Source organism: Hydrogeniiclostridium mannosilyticum (assembly GCF_003268275.1).
Classification (GTDB): Bacteria; Bacillota; Clostridia; order Oscillospirales; family Acutalibacteraceae; genus Hydrogeniiclostridium; species Hydrogeniiclostridium mannosilyticum.
The window spans coordinates 844491-862131 of record NZ_QLYR01000001.1; the positions used below are offsets into that span (position 1 = coordinate 844491).

Consider the following 17641-nt stretch of genomic DNA (forward strand, 5'->3'; position numbering starts at 1 on the left):
GCTTCGCCGTGCAAACGGCTAGGCCTCCCATTTATAGCCCAGTCCCCAGACCGTGACAATGTGCCGCGGTGTGCTGGGTTCCTCCTCAATTTTCATGCGCAGGCGCCGGATGTTGACGTCCACAATTTTTTCCTCACCGAAATAGGCCTCGCCCCACACGTGCTTCAAAATATCCGTGCGGTCAAGCGCCGCGCCGGGGTTGGAAAAAAAGTATTCCATAATCTGGAACTCCACCTGCGTCAATTCAATTGGCACGCCGCGCCGTGTCAGAGTATGGCTTCGCAGGTTCAGTGAAAAATCACCGGAGACGATCTCTTCTTTAAAATTATTGCTGTCCCGTACCTGTGCCAGCGCCACCCGGCGGTAGACCGCATCCACACGCGCCACCAGCTCGCTGGGGCTGAAGGGCTTTGTCACGTAATCATCGGCGCCCATCATCAGGCCGCTGACCTTATCCATCTCCTGGGTCTTGGCCGTCAGCAGGATAATGCCCACCGCGCCGCTTTTCTGGCGCAGCGCTTTACAGACCGCCAGGCCGTCGTACTTCCCCGGCATCATAATATCCAGCACCACTACGTCGAAGGAGCCGTTCTCCCGGTCATAAACCGCAAGCGCCTCTTCTCCGTTCGCCGCCTCATAGGCGTCATATCCGGCCCTTTTTAAATTGATGACCACAAACTCGCGTATGGCCTGCTCGTCCTCTGCAACCAATATTTTTTTCACCAAGATCCCCGCTTCCTAAACTAGAATCATCCTCAAAACAAACCGCCGGCCCCGGCCGCGGCAGGCGCGCTCAGTCCTGCGAGAGCAGCCCGAAGCTGTTTTTTACATCCTCCTCGGTCATGGAAAGCGGCAGCTCAACCCCGCCGTCTGTTACCATGGATCCGGACTCCAGCAGCCTTGCCGCATAAACCTGGTTATCGTTATCCAGCAATTCAAAATAGCCGCCGCCCTTCTGCGCGTCCCATTGCTTCGCCGTAAAGACCCGGATTTCCAGCAGCGGATCCCCGCGCTTGCCAAGCGTTACCACCCCGTTCTCGTCCTCCGCCGTCTCCTGCGGCAGCCACTGGTAAAAGGTCAGCGCCCGCTGCTCGGCGTCAAGCACGGTGGTAATATTGCCCCGCCACATATCGGGAATTAAAAACCAATAGCCGTCATTGCTGTTGTTGACGGTGCTCATCACACGCTCCGGCATCAGGGTGGCGGTGTCGTAGCGCTGCCACTCAATGATGTTCCCTACCTCCGCCGCATTCTGCGACGTATAGCCCGGCAGACGGCTTACAATGGGAAATTCGATCATTTTGTCGCCGTTGACATCCTTGCTGAGCACCTCCAGGTCCCGGGCTGTATAGGTCACCGTTCCGGAGCCGTCCTCCTTCCGTGTGAGGAACGGGGAGGCCAGGGCCTGGGTCCGCTGATCCCAATACAGGATCTCCGTAACCATGCTGTTTACGCTTTTACGGCCGTCAAGAACAATACCAACCTGCGACTCGTCCACCAAGCCGCCGGCGGCATTGACATAGCGCGTGACCTCTTGATCCAGCGCGCATTCTCCCATAATCTCTATCGCGCCGCTGCGCAGCCGGAACAGGCGCGCCACCGCCGGCTGCTCGCCGACCTTGAGCCCGGCGGTAAAAATCTCATCGTAGCCGTCGCCGTCAAAATCCATAACCGCCATCTGCGCATAGCTCTGGTCCATATTCAGCTCGGTGACCTTTCTGCCCTCAAAGCTATAGACATAAAGCCTGCTGGACCCGGCATCCGTATTGCCCCAGCCGATGATGATCTCTGATTTGCCGTCCGCGTTCACATCGCCAAATTCAACCTTGTCAATTTGGGTGGCAGGGTTGTTAAAGGTCCCCACATTGCTCCAGACCCCGTCGGTTTTCTTCATAAAGATGACGCTGATGCCGGAAACATTTTCGCCGCTCGGCTGAAAAAACGCGATGGCCTCGCCGGCCTCTTCGCCGTTCTGGTTCATGATGATCGCGGAGCGGTAGTCCCCATTGACCGGGTATTTCAGCGTAAAGCCAGAAGCTGCCTCCGCCTCCAGCAGCTGGTAAATCGCCTCGCGTTCACCGGTAGGCTTCGGCGGCTGCATCAAATTCTCGGCATCCATTCCAAACCAGGAGCAACCCGAAAGGCATGCCGCCAGAAGCACCGTGGCAGCAAGCGGAAAAAGCCGCCTTTTCACAGCGGCAAACCCTTTCTGAACGCTTTTATTTTTTCGCAACTCGCCACCTCCCTCGCTGCTGTCACGGCACGCCGCCATGCATAAACGCCGCCCGGCGACAGGGCGTTAACGCAAGAAGCACGGCAGGAAGCGGGCCCCATTTGCCCGCGGCAGCAGGCAGCCTTTCCGCTGTTTTTTGCAACAACGCGCTAAAGCCAGACAGCTTCATTGCTGTTATTATAACATTTCCCACGAAAAAAGAACAGTATCAAATATGTAATAATATAAGGCCTCAGCCCTCAAATCCCGGCTGCTTCAGGCGTGCAAGGCATTTGCGGTAAACCGGCAGCATATGCGCTTCTGAACACCATTTTTCCAGCTCGCCGGCCGGCAGCCAGCGCGCGCCGTCGTTTTCATCTGCGTTGCCGGCCAGCGGCGCGGCCTCCGGCCCCGTGAGCAGATAGGCCGCATTCAGGTGCAGGTGAGGGCCCACATAGCTGCCGTTCTTCCGGTGCGCGCCGACCGGAAGGATATCCAACGACGCGATTCTGGGGGATAGTGGACGGATGCCGGCAAGCCCTGTTTCCTCTTCCGCCTCCCGCAGTGCGACAGACAGCAGATCCGCCTCTCCGTCGGCATGGCCGCCCGTCCAGCTCCACGCGCGGTAGATTTTATGATAGACCATCAGCGTACGCCGCTGCTCCCCCCGCGCGCTGACAATAAAGCCGGAGGCCGTCAGGTGGCAGAGCGTACAGTTCCTCTCCAGCAAAAACGGGCCGTATGTCCGCAGCGCCGCGAGAATAGCCTCCCGGTCGCCCGCCTCCTGCTCGTTCTGAGGCCGGTAGGCTTCAATCTCCTGGTACAAACGCATAAACGCCATCCTCCTATAAAAATCAGCCCGGAAAGGCCGGGCTGAAAGCAGGCCCTTCACCAACGATCGTTATGCAACCATTGCGAGCCCCTATTTATTAATTTTTCCGATAAAATTCCCACTCAGGGGCTGGTCTTCCGGTTTTTTCCGCCCGTCCTGGCGCAGGCTGCCCAGCGACGCGGAACCCCAGTCCTGCGCATAGGTCACAATATCATCCTTCATGCGGGAGTTGTCCCTGTACTCATAGGGCTTCGGCCTGGGCGCGCGGCGCCGGGACTGAGCGGCCCGCTCGCCGGAACCGGGCTGGCCCGGCCTGCTCTCTTTTCGGGCGGCTGCTGGCTGGCCCTTGCGGCTCTTCTGAGCCTGCGCGCCGGGCCGGTCCTGTGCCGGGGCCTGCTGTTTTCCCTGCCGGCGCGGGTTTGCGGACGGATCCCCATCTTTTTTTCCGGCCTGAAGCTGCCTGTTTTTCTCCTGCTGCGCTTTCGGCGTTTGGGCCCCGGGAGCCGCCGGAGAAGCCTGGCGCTTCGGCTGCTGTGCGGCCGCCGGCTTCTCTGCCCCGGCAGCGGCCTTCGTCGCCGCGCTTTCCGCTTTCTGCTTAGATTTTCCCGCCCTTTTCTGCTTCGCCTCACGGGCCTGCTCCGCATATGCGGCGGCACGCTCACGGCGCTGGCGCTGAAGCTCCGCCTTCGGCACCGCCTCCGTCTCCTGCATGGGATAAGGGTGATCCGTCAAAACCGGAATCGTCTTTCCAATGGTCTTTTCAATCGCCTTCAGGTCGGCGGCCTCGTTGATTTCACAGAAGGAAATTGCCGTTCCCGCCTGGCCGGCGCGCCCTGTGCGCCCGATGCGGTGCACATAGGTCTCGGGCACCTCGGGAATATCAAAATTGAATACATGCGTGAGGTCCTCAATATCGATGCCGCGCGCCGCAATATCCGTCGCCACCAGCACACGGACATTTCCCTTCTTAAACGCCTCCAGCGCCGCCTGACGCGCCCCCTGCGACTTATCGCCATGGATGGAATGCGCCGGGATGTCCGCCTTTTGCAGTTGGCGGGCCACACGGTCGGCGCCGTGCTTTGTGCGGGTAAACACCAGTGCCGAAGGAATATCCATATTCTTCAGCAGATGAACCAGCAGCTTCGGCTTATTGGGGCGGTCGACGTAGCACACCTGCTGGCTGATGGCCTCAACCGTTGTCGCTGAGGGCGTAACCTCAATCACGGCCTTGTCTGTACGCAGCACGCGGTCGGCAATTTCCTGAATCTCCGGCGGAATCGTCGCGGAAAAGAGCAGCGTCTGCTTTTCCTGCGGTATCTGGGCAATTACTTTTTTGACATCGTTGATAAAGCCCATGTCAAGCATGCGGTCCGCCTCATCCAAGACAAAAATCTCCACCTGATCCAGCTGGATAAACCCCTGCCCGATCAGGTCGTTCAGCCGCCCGGGCGTCGCCACCAGGATGTCCACACCCCGCTTGAGCGCCTGTACCTGGTTATTCTGGTTGACGCCGCCGAAGACCACACAGCAGCGCAGCCGCAAAAAACGCCCGTAGGCTCGAAAGCTGTCGAAAATCTGTAGCGCCAGCTCGCGCGTCGGCGTCAAAACCAGGGCCCGAATCTTCCGCGCCTTGCCGCCGTCGGGCTGCGCTGGCCTCTGCTGATTTTCCGCATTTAAACGCTGTAAAACCGGCACGGCAAACGCCGCCGTTTTGCCGGTGCCCGTTTGGGCGCAGGCCAGCAGGTCACGCCCTGTCAAAACGGACGGAACAGCCTGCTCCTGAATTGGCGTGGGCTCCGCATAGCCCTCCGCCTTGAGCGCTCTTAAAATTGGCTCAATGATATGAAGTTCTTTAAAAGTCATACAAAAATCCTTTTCATCATAATTACCTTTCGCCGTCTCTCCGCATGAAAAGCGGCGCGCCGCAGGCCGGCCCCTTACCGGTCAACCCGCGCGGTAAACGCTTACACCCTCCTTGATGGTCTCCGTCACCTGAATGGCGCGCAGCTCATCTTTGGGCACTGTCAGCGGGTTCCGGTCCAAAATAACCAGGTCCGCCTTTTTCCCCGGCCTCAGGGAACCCTTTTCCTTCTCTTCAAAATACTGGTATGCACCGTTGATTGTCACCGCGCGCAGCGCCTGCAGCGGGGTGAGGCATTCGCTTTCCGCCAGCTGCCGGCCGCCCTTCGTTTTGCGCTGTACGGCGCACCATAGGGTGGTCAGCATATCCGGCGGCAGCACCGGCGTATCCTGGTGAAACGTAAAACGCACACCCGCCCGCAGCGCGCTCGCAGCCGGGCTGATATAGCCCGCCCGTTCTCTGCCAAAATTTTCAAGATGTACGTCGCCCCAGTAATAGACATGCGCCACAAAAAACGAAGGCAGCATCGAAAGACGGCGCAGCCTCGGCAGCTGATCCCGCCGCAAAAGCTGAGCGTGAATCATGACCGGGCGAATATCCGGTAAAGCAGGATATTCCCCGCGAACCCGTTCGCAGGCCCTGAGATATTGCTCCGCCGCCGCATCGCCATTACAATGGGCCAAAAGCTGTACCCCCTCGCGGCAGGCCTGCCGTACCAGCTGCTCCACCTCGCCGTCCTGGCAGACCGGATAGCCGCGGTAGCCGTCTGCCGCCTGCTCATAGGGAGCGCTCATCCACGCCGTCCGCCCCTGTGGGGAACCGTCCAGAAAAATTTTATACCCGCCGATTTTCAAATGGTTCCGGTATTGCCCCACATACATGCGGTTTTCCTCCAGCAAAGCCGGATGCCCACGCTCGTCCACGTAGCTGACGGTGTCCACCTGAAACCGGTCCCGCCGCGCCAGCTCGCTGAGAAGCGCCCACTCGCCGGGCTTTGTAAGCCCGTCTTGGACCGTGGTGATGCCGTAGCTCAGATATGCCTGCTGTGCTTTTTCCAGGCCCTTGCACAGCTCATCCAGCGATGGCTGGGGCATCTGCGCAGAAAGCCGGATAAATGCCGTCTCCTCTGCATAGCCGCTGGGCTCGCGGGAGCCCTCCATGCGGCCGATGACACCCCCGTCGGGGTCCGGGGTAGCCGCCGTTACGCCCAGCTCCTTCAGCGCCAGGGTATTCATTACGCCCATATGCCCGGAGGCATGAGAAATTAAAACTGGATTCCGGGGGCAGGCCCGGTCCAGGATCCGCTTATCCGGATGGCGCTTTTCATCAAATGAATTGTGATCATAGCCAAAACCAATCACCCATTCGCCGGGCCGAAGCTTCTCGCGCACACAATAGTCTTTCAGCTGCTTTTCCAGATCCGTAAAACCGGAGACATGCTGCAGCGGCAGCAAACGCAGGGTGCTCGCATAGGCCGTAAGGTGGCTGTGAGCGTCGATAAACGCGGGCAAAAGAGTTCTTCCCTTTAAATCCACGCGCCCGGCCTCCGGGCACAGAGCCGACAGCTCCCGTTCCGAGCCTACCGCGGCAATCCTTCCATCACGCACTAAAAGAGCCCCGGCATACAGAGGCTCCTCCATTGTAAGAACCGTACCGTTGTAGTAAAGCGTTTCATTCCCCATTAGCAAACCGCCCTTTCTCTTGCCTGTCCAAGCAGAAGTTTTGAATCAGCCTCTATAGCTTTTCCAACGCGCAGCCCTTTTAATCAGTAAGCCGGGCCGCACGGGACAGACAAAGCAGGCCTTAAAGGAGGCAACGCAACGCCTGCGGCCAGCTTCAAACGCTGTACGGCACACGTTTTTCTACTATAACGCAGCCCACCGCGCGAGCAACAGCCAAGACCCGTTTCAATTTTTTGCTTGAGCGGTTGGTCCGGCGTTTTCCGGTAAAATGGGTCCCCGCCGGAAAGCTTTTCCGCGCCCGATACACAAAACATCCGCCGCGCCCCGAAAGGATGCTTTCCGACCACGAACCGGCAGCCTGCCATGATATAAGCTCAAAAACACACGCTCATTCGCATAACATCCGCCGCGCTGCGCGCGGGAGGGGCCACGCACCGAAAGGATGCTTTCCAGCCTCGAACCGGCAGCCTGCCATGATATAAGCTCAAAAACACACGCTCATTCGCATAACGTCCGCCGCGCTGCGCGCGGGAGGGGCTGCGCACCGAAAGGATGTTATGCAGCTACAAACCGAAGGTTTGTAGCCATTATAGCACACTCCCCCGCTTTCAACAAGCGGAATCCACCAATATGCCGGTAATCCTCATATTTTTATAAACCGCACCGGGTGCCCGTCCGCCTCGATATAGCGCACCAGATCGCCGCAGGAAAGCCACGCGGTCGCGGTATTGACGCCGGGGTGGACACCCAGGCAAGGGCAACCGGCTAAATCCTCGTCAATCAGCACCTCCACGGCCCTTTCGGGGTCATTTACCACTGCCAACGGCGTCACCGCGCCCTTAGTGAGTGCCAGGTACCGGGCCAGCCGCTCTTCCGAGGCAAAACTGAGCGCCGTCGTTCCCAAAATCCCCCGCAGGCGCTTCAGATCGGCGCGTTTATCCTTTTGCAGCACCACCAAAAAATGGCGGGTACCCTTTGCATCCCGTAAAAACAGATTTTTACATACTTCGCCCTGTCCATCAAAAGAAAGCAAATCCATCTCTTCCATGGTAAAAACGGCGGCGTGCTCACTGATTTGATAGACAATCCCCAGCTCACGCAGCCGGACCTCCACCTTTTCACGGCTCACATGCGGGCCTCCTTTCGCTTTAACAAACGGCTACAGCGATTGTTTTTCCCTGCGCACGCGGAACATGGCCAAGCCTACCAGCAGCAACAGCGGGAACAGCGTGCCCGCTAAAATACCGCTTTTCAGCCCCGCTTGGGAAAGCGCCTCCCCTGTGGAAGCCGCCCACTGTGAGACAACCGGCAGCTTTTGGGAAACATCGGACACCACGCCGGACAGCCACGGCCCCAGCGAGCCGCCCAGGTCGCCGAAGATTGCCAGCATGCCGAACATCGCGGTACCGCCGCGCGGAAACGTGCGCGAGGACAGGCTGAACACGCCGGGCCACATCAAGCTTACGGAAAGCCCCGTCAGCGCGCAGCCGAGCAGCGAGAAAATCGGCCACGGCGAAAACACCGTCACCAGGTAACATGCCACGCACAGGGCGCCGCAAACCGCCAGCACACGCTTTAAATTTAATTTTTCGCCCCAAAAGCCATACACTGTGCGCCCAATTCCCATAAACACCGCGAATAGGCAGGGGCCGAGCAGGTCGCCGAGCATCTTCGAAACCCCTAGCCCTTTTTCTGCAAAAAGAGAGGACCACTGAGACATAATCAGCTCCGATGCCCCGGCGCTGAGCATGAGGAGCAACGCCGCGATAAAAATTTTATTTTTGACTAGCTCCCTGACCGTCATCAGCTTCTCTTCCTCAAGCGGCGGAACCAGCGGCACCTTGGCAAAGCGGAAGATATTATAAAAGGGCACCAGTGCCCACAGCAGGGGCAGCGCCGGCCAAAGCTGGCTGCCTGCAAGCTTGACGAACAGGGTGGTGAGCAGCACCACGGCAACCTGGCCCCAGCAGTAAAAGGAATGCAGCAAGCTCATGGCGCCTGCTTTGGAGTCGCCGGGCAGGGAGTCCACGATTGGGCTGACCAGAACCTCCAGCAGCCCGCCGCCCAGGGCATAAATTACAACCGCGGTGACAAGCCCGGCATAGGGCGGCAATATATGCGGCAGTACCGCCAGACAGGCCAGCCCTGCCACACAGAGAATATGCGCAGCCATTGCCGAGCGCCGGTATCCGATTTTGTCCACATAGCGCACAGAGAAGACGTCCGCACAGATCTGTACGCCAAAGTTAATCAGGATCAGCCGCCCAACCTCTTCAAATGTAATTCCGAACTCTGTCTGAAAAATTGTGAATAAAAGCGGCGTCAAGTTATTGATGATCGCCTGGGTGATGTAGCCCGTATAGCAGGCATGCACCGTATGCTTATAGGTGTATTTTCCGGCTTGATTCTCCACTGCTGTTCTCTCCCAACCTCATGCTGAATCGAAGGGCGGGCTTACCGCTCAACATCCGTTAAAGTACCATGACAAGAAACAAAAGTCAAGACGTGAAAAAGAATTATCCGGGCAGGTCCCGCCATGCCGGCGGGCAATTGCGGGCCCCGCTCCGTCAAGCCTGCTGAAAACACAGAAGAGAGGCCGGAAATAACATCCGGCCTCTCTTCATTTAGCTTGAGGGTAATATTGAGGAGGGTAGAACATGTAGTCAAGAATTGGTGCGGCTCCAATATCTTGATTACAATTTTATTATATATTTTTCTCATAGCCAGTTGTTAAGATGCTATGAATATTCTTTTAAATCTTTCCGCCGTATCTGTACGGTTTTTCTAAATTTTCGCAGATTATAAAGAACGAACGTTTGACTTTTTGCAATATTATGCTATAATAAATAATTATAAACATGCGCCAACAATACACTGCGTATAATCGCCCAGCCGCCCCGTCTTGTAAACAGGCGGATGGACGATCTCCTGTAAAGCGCTGATTTTTTGCATGCCGCAAAACGGTATGCTCACCGAATAGATGATTCAGGCAAGGGAAAGGATGAAGTGTACCATGTTGACAGCCAGTCAGCAAAAAGTCTATGATTATTTAAGAAACCGCGCTCAAAGCGGCCTTCCTCCCACGGTGCGTGAAATCTGCCGCGCCACCGGCTTAAAATCCACCTCCAGCGTGCACGCCCATTTAAAGACGCTGGAGCGCGAGGGCTACATTGTGCGGGATGCGGGCCTGAACCGCGCCATTCATATCGCCGGCGAGCAAACTACCATTCAGGTGCCCGTAGTCGGGCGGGTTGCCGCCGGGCAGCCGATTCTGGCGGTTGAAAACGTGGAAAGCTATGTGCCCTACTGCCCGCCGCGCAACGATGGCTATGAATACTTTGCCCTGAATGTACGCGGAGACAGTATGAAGCTGGCCGGAATTTTAAACGGCGATATCGTCATTGCCCAAAAGACAACGCTGGCCCGTGACGGTGAGATCATAGTTGCTATGATCGACGACGAGGCCACCGTAAAGACCTTCTTCCGCGACAAGGGCTGTATCCGTCTGCAACCGGAAAATCCTGACTACCAACCGATTTATGCCACGGAGGTCTCCGTACTCGGCCGGGTTGCCGCGGTACTGCGCTATTATTGAGCGCTTCCCACGCCGCCTTGTTAAGAATCGAATAAAATTGTATAAGCGCTCCGGCGGCCTGTTTCTAAAAACAAGCCGCCGGAGCGCTTTTTAGCGGAGCTACACGCGGTGGTTCCAGCCGTGCTTTCCTTCCACCCCAAACAAAAAGGATTATAACTCCACACAAAAACGCATTGACAGCCGCCTGTTTCCTCTTATAATGGAGCTATACATATTGCCAAGGGCTCCGCTCCTTGGCAATGGCGGCTGACGGCTCACGGGCCGTACTTACGGGCCGCTGGCGCATGCAGGCCATTTTGACCCGGAATCACCCGCGACTCACAATACAAACCGAGAACCCGTAAATTTTGAAAGGACTTGATGAAATGAAGGTAGCAGTTATCGGCTGCGGCAGCCTTGCAAACGCCGCCCACATCCCCGCTTATGTCAGCAACCCGGATGCAGAAATCGCCTACTTCTGCGACATTATCCCCGAGCGAGCCCTTGCCGCAGTAGAAAAATATCATTGCGGCAAGGCGGTTACGGATTACCGCGAGATCCTTGCCGACCGGGAGGTCGAGGCAGTCTCCGTCTGCACCCCCAACAATGTGCATGCTTCCATCTCTATTGACTGCCTGCGCGCGGGCAAAAACGTCCTCTGCGAGAAGCCGGCGGCCCGCACCTACAGCGAGGCCCTGGAGATGCAGAAAGCCCAGCATGAAACCGGAAAAATTCTGAACATCGGTGTTGTCAACCGCTTTAACGACCATGTCAACCTAATGAAAAAGCTCATTGACAGCGGCGAGCTGGGTGAAATCTACCATGTGTACGTCAGCTTTCGCTCCCACCGCTCCATTCCCGGCCTTGGCGGCCCCTTCACCACCAAGGCCATCGCCGGCGGCGGTGCGCTCATCGACTGGGGCGTCCATTTTCTGGACATTGTCATGTACTGCTGCGGCGACCCCGCGCCCCTGACGGTCAGCGGGGAAACCTTCTGCAGGCTGGGCCGTGACATGCGCGGCTACGTCTACACCGACATGTGGGCAGGCCCGCCGGACTACAGCGGCACCTATGACGTGGAGGATTCCGTCGCGGGCTTCATCCGCACCAGCGGTCCCGTCATTACGCTCAACGGCGCCTGGGCCCAGAACATCGGGGAAAACGAGATGTTTATCGATTTCATCGGCGACAAGGCGGGCATCCGCCTGCAATACGGCAGCGACTTCACCCTGTACGGCACCAAGGACGGCGCATTGACGGAAACCCACCTGAAGCAGAAGGCCGCCAACCACTTTCAGACGGAGATCGATGCCTTTGTCCGCAGTGTCCAAACCGGCGAGAAGCTTGCCTCCCATATAGATACCGCGGTTATTACCGCGCGCATGATGCAGGCGCTCTATGATTCCGCCGGGCAGCACCGGGAAATTTCATTGGCCTGACGGCGGAGGAGCCTAACCATGAAAACGGTTGGATTTATTGATTATTTTCTGCATGAATGGCATGCGGACCATTACCCCGCCTGGATTAACCAGAGCAGCGGCGGCGAGTACTGTGTAAAATATGCCTGGGGCGCTGTGGACAGTCCCCACCCCGGCGGAAAGAGTAACCGCCGCTGGGCGGAGGACATGGGCATTTCCCTGTGCGGCAGCATAGAAGAGGTTGTTGAAAAAAGCGATGCGCTGGTCGTACTCTCCCCGGATAACGCCGAGCAGCATGAGTGCCTGTCCCGCCTGCCGCTCGCCTCGGGCAAGCCGGTCTATATCGACAAAACCTTTGCCGAAACCCTGGCCGCCGCAAAACGGATTTTCCAAATGGCCGAACAATCGAGTACGCCCTGCTACTCTACCTCCGCGCTGCGCTATGCGGAGGAGTACCGCCAAATTCCCGGCGGCGAGCTTTCCTATATTGGCAGCTGGGGCCCAAACAGCCTTGAGACCTACTCCATCCACCAGATTGAGCCCATCGTCGCCCTGATGGGTACACAGGCCCAGCGCGTACTCTATACCGGCACCGAGGAGGTGCCCAGCCTGTTGATTGAATTTACCGGCGGGCGGCGCGCCTCCATCACCTGTTTTCCGTGCGGTTCGCCCTTTGTCATGCAGATGCACGGTGCGGGCCGGACCTATTTGGCAGAAGTTAAGTCGGACTATTTCCAGGCCTTTATCGGGCATATGGTCGAGTTTTTCCGCACCGGTGAAATTCCCGTCCCCCATGAGCAGACCCTGGCGGTTATCGCCATCCGCGAGGCTGGCCTTCAAGCCGCCGCCGCGCCGGGCCTATGGGCCGGCGTTCCCCGCTGACGGATGAAGGAGGCGTTGAAGGCCGCTGAAACAAGCGGTTTGCCCACGGACCCCGGAAAGAACTTTCAATTTGAACGCCACTACACCGCCGCGCCCAGACAACTCGGACCGATCAGCCTGTATCAATTCGGCGAGCTCTCCTGCGAAGCGGGCTATGAGATCGCCGCCCACCGGCAGTGGTGCCAGGAAATCAGCTATGTCGTTTCAGGCGGCGGGCACTTTATAGACAATGCGCAGGCCATCCCTGTAAAGGAGGGGGAGCTAATCTTTAACCCCGCCGGGCATACCCACGCAATCAGCGCGGACTGCGGCGAGGCCATCCGCTTTGCCTACCTCGGCTTTGAGCTTGCACCGTTGGAAACGCCCTTGGAGGAAGACCTTCTCCCACTGCGGCTTTTTTATCAGCGTTCCGGCTGCCTTCACGCCGCCGGCTGCCAGGAGATTTTTCAGCCCTTCCGCAAGGGGCTGGAGGAGTTCTACCTGATGGAGCCGGCGCATCTGCTGATGGCGCAGGCTTATTTGCTGCAAATTCTACTGCTCTCCTACCGTGCGTTGAGCGGCGCACTTTCGAGCGCCGCACCTTCGAGCGCCGCACCGCCGTGCGGCGATAGCCCGCCCGCCGGACTGGCGGAGGGCGTTGCCGTGGGCAAGGCGGTTTACGCCGCCATCCGCTACATTGACCGTCACCTGCTGGAGATTCAAAATGTTCAGCAGCTCTCCCGGACGCTGGGGTATAACCGCACCTATCTTTCCCATCTGTTTAAAAGCAGGATGAACAGAACCCTGGAGGAGTACCTTACCCAGCAAAAAATGGAGCGTGCCAAGGAGCTACTGCTCAGGGATCATCTTTCGATTGCAAAAACCGCCGAGCTGCTGCAATATGCCAGCGCCTCCGCGTTTAGCAGAGCCTTTCGCAGCTATGCGGGCGTCCCGCCCTCGGCCTTTATCAAACAGGGCCAGCGTTAGCGCCCTGCCCCGTACAAACTACAATCAGCAGGGCCCCGCCAAAAATGGCGGGGCCCTGCTGATTTTTATTGAGGCGCCGGATTCTGTGCCACCGCCGCCTCTTCCGTTATTTTGGCAAACACCCGGCCGCTCAAAGAACCCGAAAGCCCTACAAAACAGTAAAACAAATTTCAGAGGAAAAGCTGACATTGCGATTGATGCTGGACGCATCCGTGTAGGTAAAATCCCAGAAAATCCGCGTCCTGTAATCACCGGGGGCAAACCCGCCCAGCTTTTCATATTCCTTGCCGGCCGTCCAGACGTCTGTATATGGCTGGTCCCGGCGCAGGGTGTCCTGCACCGCGATGGAGGACAGGGAACTGGAGATAACCGGGGTATCCTCCTCCCCGGCATACAGGGTCGGCAAATAATAGCTGCCGCCGCGAATAACCTCAACCTCTGAAGGTTCCCCCAGCCCCACATAGCGGATTTCAACCTGAATATTCAGCGGCGCTTCGGGCGAAAGCTCACCGGATGCGTAATACCGCGGCGAGCTCACCATACACTCCACATCGCCCACCCTCACCCAGGAGCGGACGGTCTCCAGCAGGTTTCTGGAACAGCCCGTCTGCACCATTACAATGGAGAGCAGCAGCACAAGCGCCGCCAGCCTGAACCCTAGCTTTTTCATGCGCATCCCCCTTTTTCATGACTTTTAATAAGCCGTCCTGTAGATTATGCCGCGCTTAAAACCCTCAGTACATGGGTATCACCGCTTTCCCCTTTATCGCTTTTATACTAACAGTCTTATCACAAATTGTAAATGATAATTCTTTTATTATTTCGTTGTCAGCAGGAACAAAAATTCATCCTTGCTAAAGGAGGCCGCCGGAAAAGTTGATGCCGTTAACAACACACTGTAAAAAACAGGCTTGCCTGTGGGTCTAAATCCACAAGGGCAAGCCTGAAATTATGAATATGCCGGGGTAAAAAACCAGGCCGGGCGCGCGGCGGCAATATCCGGGTACGGCCAGCGGGCCGGCAGCCCGAGCCTGCGGCCCGAAAGCAGTATTCTACCGTTGTCAAAAGGGGGTGCCCATTGACAATCTATATTCATATGAACCCGGCAAAGTTAAATTTTTAAACGGTCAATCCCCGCACGCGCAGCCTGTGCCGGCGGCGCACGGCCTGCGCATCAGCACCGCTTTCATGGCGCCGGTGGAATGGCGTCCCTCCAGGGAAATATCGACCAGGAGCTCCAGCTTAGATCCGGTAAAGTAATCGGCATCCACCTCAAAGACAGCCTCCGCCTTATATTGCCACAGGTTATTCAGCGGCAGCAGGTAGCTGCGGGCTCCGACCACCTCGACGCCCTGCGGCGTGTACAGCGTTATGCGTACCCACTGCTGCTCCCGCATGCTCTTGTCATTATAAACCGTTACCTTGAGCTTTCTGGTTTTGCCGTGGGTAAAGTAGCAGTCATTACCCAGATCCAGCATGGACCAAAAGGCCGGGAAATCCGCACGGATTACAAACGGGGAGAGGCCGCTCAGCTGGCTGACCGACAGTGCGTTGTCCTTTCCGTTTCCGTTCATCATCGGCAGATAGTCGTCCGCCTTGCAGCAGTAGAGCGCGTCGCCCGCATCGCAGTGGATGACATAGCCGTTTTCGTTCGCGGCATCGCAGAGATCCGCACCCAGGAAGCCCGGCGTCACCCTGAGGATCCGCTCGGCAAGCTGTGTAGCTGTCTGGGGCACCCAGATGCCCGCGGAGGTCTTGTCGATGCACATGGTTACGATCTGGTCGTTGAGCGGCTTCGTCCATTTTTCAGGCAGCCCGGAGGCGCCGGAGATAATTCCCATCACCGCGCCCAGGGTAGCGCTGGTGCAGTCGGTGTCTTCACCGCAGGACACCGCCAGGCACAGGCTCTTGCCGAAATCACCCTCGCCGTACATCCAGCCGGCAATGGTAAAACCAATATTCTCCGGCGCGTCAAAGCCGGGCGCACCCAACTCCAGCTCTGAGGTGTCAACGTCGGAGACCTTTGCCGACTGCACGCCGAAGGTACCCGGCGCATAATTGTGAATGCGCTTTCTGGCCTCCTGCATGGACACCCCCTGGTCATAGCACTCCACCGCCAGGCGGATACAGCCCGCGACCTTGCTCTCCTGCGGGATATAGGACAGGCCGATATCAATCAGCTTTCTCGGGTCGCTCTCCACAAAGGCGGCGCTCTCTACTGCGGCGAAGAAAATTTCACCCAGCATACCCTCGCCCGCATGGTCGACAATGGCATCCTCATACGCGTATTTTGCGGCGATCTCCGGGTGGCCCGGAGCCAGGCAGGCCCAGATTTCCGAGCGGATAAAGCAGCCGCAGGAATCCTTGTAAGTGTTGTCCACATAGCCCGCCATCGGCGGAACCAATCCCGCGCGCAGGTTGGCCTTGCCGGTTCCATACTCCACCCAGTTGGGAATAATGTACGACAGCCAGTAGTCGCCCAAGATAGAGGCGTTAACCTGGCGGCCATAACGCTCCACCGCTGCCAGCCAGGCGATTTGCAGGTCGAGGTCGTCATTTGCCGGGGCCCCCTTGGATAGGTCCTGTACATAAAAATCAATGTCCACAACCTGGCGGATCCCTTCAAAGGGCGCACCTAAAACGCCGCCGACATTTTTGCCGGCCCAACAGCCCATAACCTTGTCACGGTACGTCGATAAATTCAGTTCCATTTCAATCTCCTCCTAAAAACAGGGTGATCCTATTATTTATACCGCCCCGGCAGCTTCATCCGGGGCGGCAACTCATCGGGCGGAGCGCAGGCTCCCCCCGTTCAAGCTATGGGTTCTGCACCGGCGGCGCCTTCAGCCGCCTCTTTCAGAAGCCCTTGCCGGGGTTATTTTTCACTTTCCTCCTGGAGCCACTCCCGGCGTACCTGTTCATAGACGGAGGCCGGAATATCCGGGGAGCCGAAAGAGCAGAAGGGGGCCAGCTGGCTGCCGGCAATTGCGGGGTTGGTGCAGCGGGTATCGTTGCGGTACTGCTCGCGCGCGGCCTTGTCACGGAAATCCGGCACCTCGTAGGGCGTGTTGCCATTGCAGATGGATTTATAACCCAGTATGCCGGGCATGCCCATATCCAGCGCCTGGTACACGTCGATGCACTCCTCACCCTCCGGGCGGCCCAGAATTTTCTCCAGGAAATAATGCATGGTGTAAAAATCGCCGCCGCCATGGGTGCGAATCATGCGGCTCAGCTCGCTGTCCACGCGGGACTTCGGCTGGTAGCTGTATTCGGTGTCCGTCAGGCTGTTGCCCTCCTGGAACACATGAATCCGGTCCACGCCCTCATGCCAACGGTCGGACTCCATCATGCCCTTTTTTCCGTAGATAGAGTACCAGATAGAACCGGGCTCACGTTTCAGGTAGCCGTTCAGGCTTTTAACGGTGGCGCCGTTGCTCATTTGCATCACCAGCATGCCGGAAGTACCGCCGCGGAAGCCTTTCGCCGCCATATTTTCCACATTGGGCGTCTCAAAGCCGACAACACGTACCGGACGTGTGCCCGTGATGGTAATAATCGGCCCCAGGCTGTGCGTGCAATAATAGCATGAATACAGCCGGTTGCGCCAGTGGTCCGGGTCCCCGTAGGTGATGCCCGGCCAGATGGACTCGCAGTCATGAACATATTCGCCCTCGCCGTGCATAAATTCGCCAATCAACCCCTGGTGGTATAAGCGCTTCATCTCCTGCGTAGCGGAGAAATAGCAATAATTTTCCGCGTAAGTATAAATTTTGCCGCTGTTCTCCACAGCCTCCACAAGCTGCACCGCCTGCGCCATGGTTTCGACGGGCAGAACCTCGCTGCAAACATGGCGGCCGGAATTGAGCAGGCGGATTGCGTAGGGCGCGTGCTCGTTGGCATAGTTTGCCAGGACCACCGCGTCCATATCATGCTGAAAGAACGCATCAAAATCCGTGTAATAGGTGATGTGCGCGTTGGTCTCCGCCTCCACCTTTTTGCAGCGCTCCAAAGCCGGCTCGTACCTGTCACAGATTGCCACCAGCTCCGCATCCGGATGACGTGAAAGCACATTGATCATCGTCATGCCGCGAAAAGCGCCGAACACGCCTACTTTAATTTTTTTGCTCATGGTAAAAACGCCCCTTTACATTCATAAATCAAAGGGGAACTATCATGATGATTCTGTTGGGTCTAAAAAAGAAGCGGGTAAA

14 protein-coding genes are annotated in these 17641 nt (G+C 57.4%); 4 read left to right on the forward strand and 10 right to left on the reverse strand.

Features of this window, described 5'->3' with window-relative positions; genetic code table 11:
* Positions 1-18: 18 nt before the first annotated feature.
* The 7 genes from DPQ25_RS03945 to DPQ25_RS03975 all read right to left on the reverse strand — a co-directional run bounded on the left by DPQ25_RS03945 (position 19) and on the right by DPQ25_RS03975 (position 9000).
* The gene (locus tag DPQ25_RS03945) at positions 19-723 is read right to left on the reverse strand and encodes a response regulator transcription factor (protein ID WP_112332038.1); all 705 of its coding nucleotides are present in this window, start codon (positions 721-723) and stop codon (positions 19-21) included.
* Positions 724-793: 70 nt separating this feature from the next.
* Entirely contained in the window at positions 794-2233 is a 1440-nt protein-coding gene (locus DPQ25_RS03950; RefSeq protein ID WP_177576826.1) for an FG-GAP repeat domain-containing protein, read from the reverse strand.
* Between the two features lie 232 nt (positions 2234-2465).
* Positions 2466-3044: an NUDIX hydrolase gene (locus DPQ25_RS03955; protein ID WP_242978210.1), complete on the reverse strand. Its 579-nt coding sequence runs from the start codon at positions 3042-3044 to the stop codon at positions 2466-2468.
* A gap of 90 nt (positions 3045-3134) precedes the next feature.
* Entirely contained in the window at positions 3135-4907 is a 1773-nt protein-coding gene (locus DPQ25_RS03960; protein WP_112331844.1) for a DEAD/DEAH box helicase, read from the reverse strand.
* Positions 4908-4988: 81 nt separating this feature from the next.
* A complete protein-coding gene (locus tag DPQ25_RS03965; RefSeq protein WP_112331845.1) occupies positions 4989-6587 on the reverse strand; it encodes an amidohydrolase in 1599 nt (532 codons plus the stop codon).
* Between the two features lie 643 nt (positions 6588-7230).
* Positions 7231-7716: a prolyl-tRNA synthetase associated domain-containing protein gene (locus DPQ25_RS03970; RefSeq protein WP_242978211.1), complete on the reverse strand. Its 486-nt coding sequence runs from the start codon at positions 7714-7716 to the stop codon at positions 7231-7233.
* A gap of 30 nt (positions 7717-7746) precedes the next feature.
* Positions 7747-9000 carry an MFS transporter gene (locus DPQ25_RS03975; RefSeq protein WP_112331846.1) on the reverse strand — a complete coding sequence of 418 codons (1254 nt, stop codon included), beginning with the start codon at positions 8998-9000 and terminating at the stop codon, positions 7747-7749.
* Positions 9001-9600: 600 nt separating this feature from the next.
* Between DPQ25_RS03975 and lexA the strand changes: the two genes are divergently transcribed.
* From lexA to DPQ25_RS03995, 4 genes are all read left to right on the forward strand, one after another.
* A complete protein-coding gene (gene lexA, locus DPQ25_RS03980; RefSeq protein WP_242978212.1) occupies positions 9601-10182 on the forward strand; it encodes a transcriptional repressor LexA in 582 nt (193 codons plus the stop codon).
* A gap of 365 nt (positions 10183-10547) precedes the next feature.
* The gene (locus DPQ25_RS03985; protein WP_112331848.1) at positions 10548-11600 is read left to right on the forward strand and encodes a Gfo/Idh/MocA family protein; all 1053 of its coding nucleotides are present in this window, start codon (positions 10548-10550) and stop codon (positions 11598-11600) included.
* A gap of 18 nt (positions 11601-11618) precedes the next feature.
* Entirely contained in the window at positions 11619-12461 is an 843-nt protein-coding gene (locus DPQ25_RS03990; RefSeq protein ID WP_112331849.1) for a Gfo/Idh/MocA family oxidoreductase, read from the forward strand.
* Positions 12462-12476: 15 nt separating this feature from the next.
* Positions 12477-13427: a helix-turn-helix transcriptional regulator gene (locus DPQ25_RS03995; protein ID WP_177576827.1), complete on the forward strand. Its 951-nt coding sequence runs from the start codon at positions 12477-12479 to the stop codon at positions 13425-13427.
* Positions 13428-13575: 148 nt separating this feature from the next.
* Here the strand turns inward: DPQ25_RS03995 and DPQ25_RS04000 are convergent, their stop codons facing one another.
* The 3 genes from DPQ25_RS04000 to DPQ25_RS04010 form a co-directional block, all read right to left on the reverse strand.
* The gene (locus DPQ25_RS04000) at positions 13576-14097 is read right to left on the reverse strand and encodes a hypothetical protein (RefSeq protein ID WP_112331851.1); all 522 of its coding nucleotides are present in this window, start codon (positions 14095-14097) and stop codon (positions 13576-13578) included.
* 457 nt (positions 14098-14554) lie between these two features.
* Positions 14555-16138, reverse strand: coding sequence for an ADP-ribosylglycohydrolase family protein (locus DPQ25_RS04005; protein ID WP_112331852.1), 1584 nt, complete (start codon positions 16136-16138; stop codon positions 14555-14557).
* Positions 16139-16302: 164 nt separating this feature from the next.
* Positions 16303-17559, reverse strand: a complete 1257-nt coding sequence (locus DPQ25_RS04010) for a Gfo/Idh/MocA family protein (protein WP_112331853.1) — start codon at positions 17557-17559, stop codon at positions 16303-16305.
* Positions 17560-17641 lie beyond the last annotated feature (82 nt).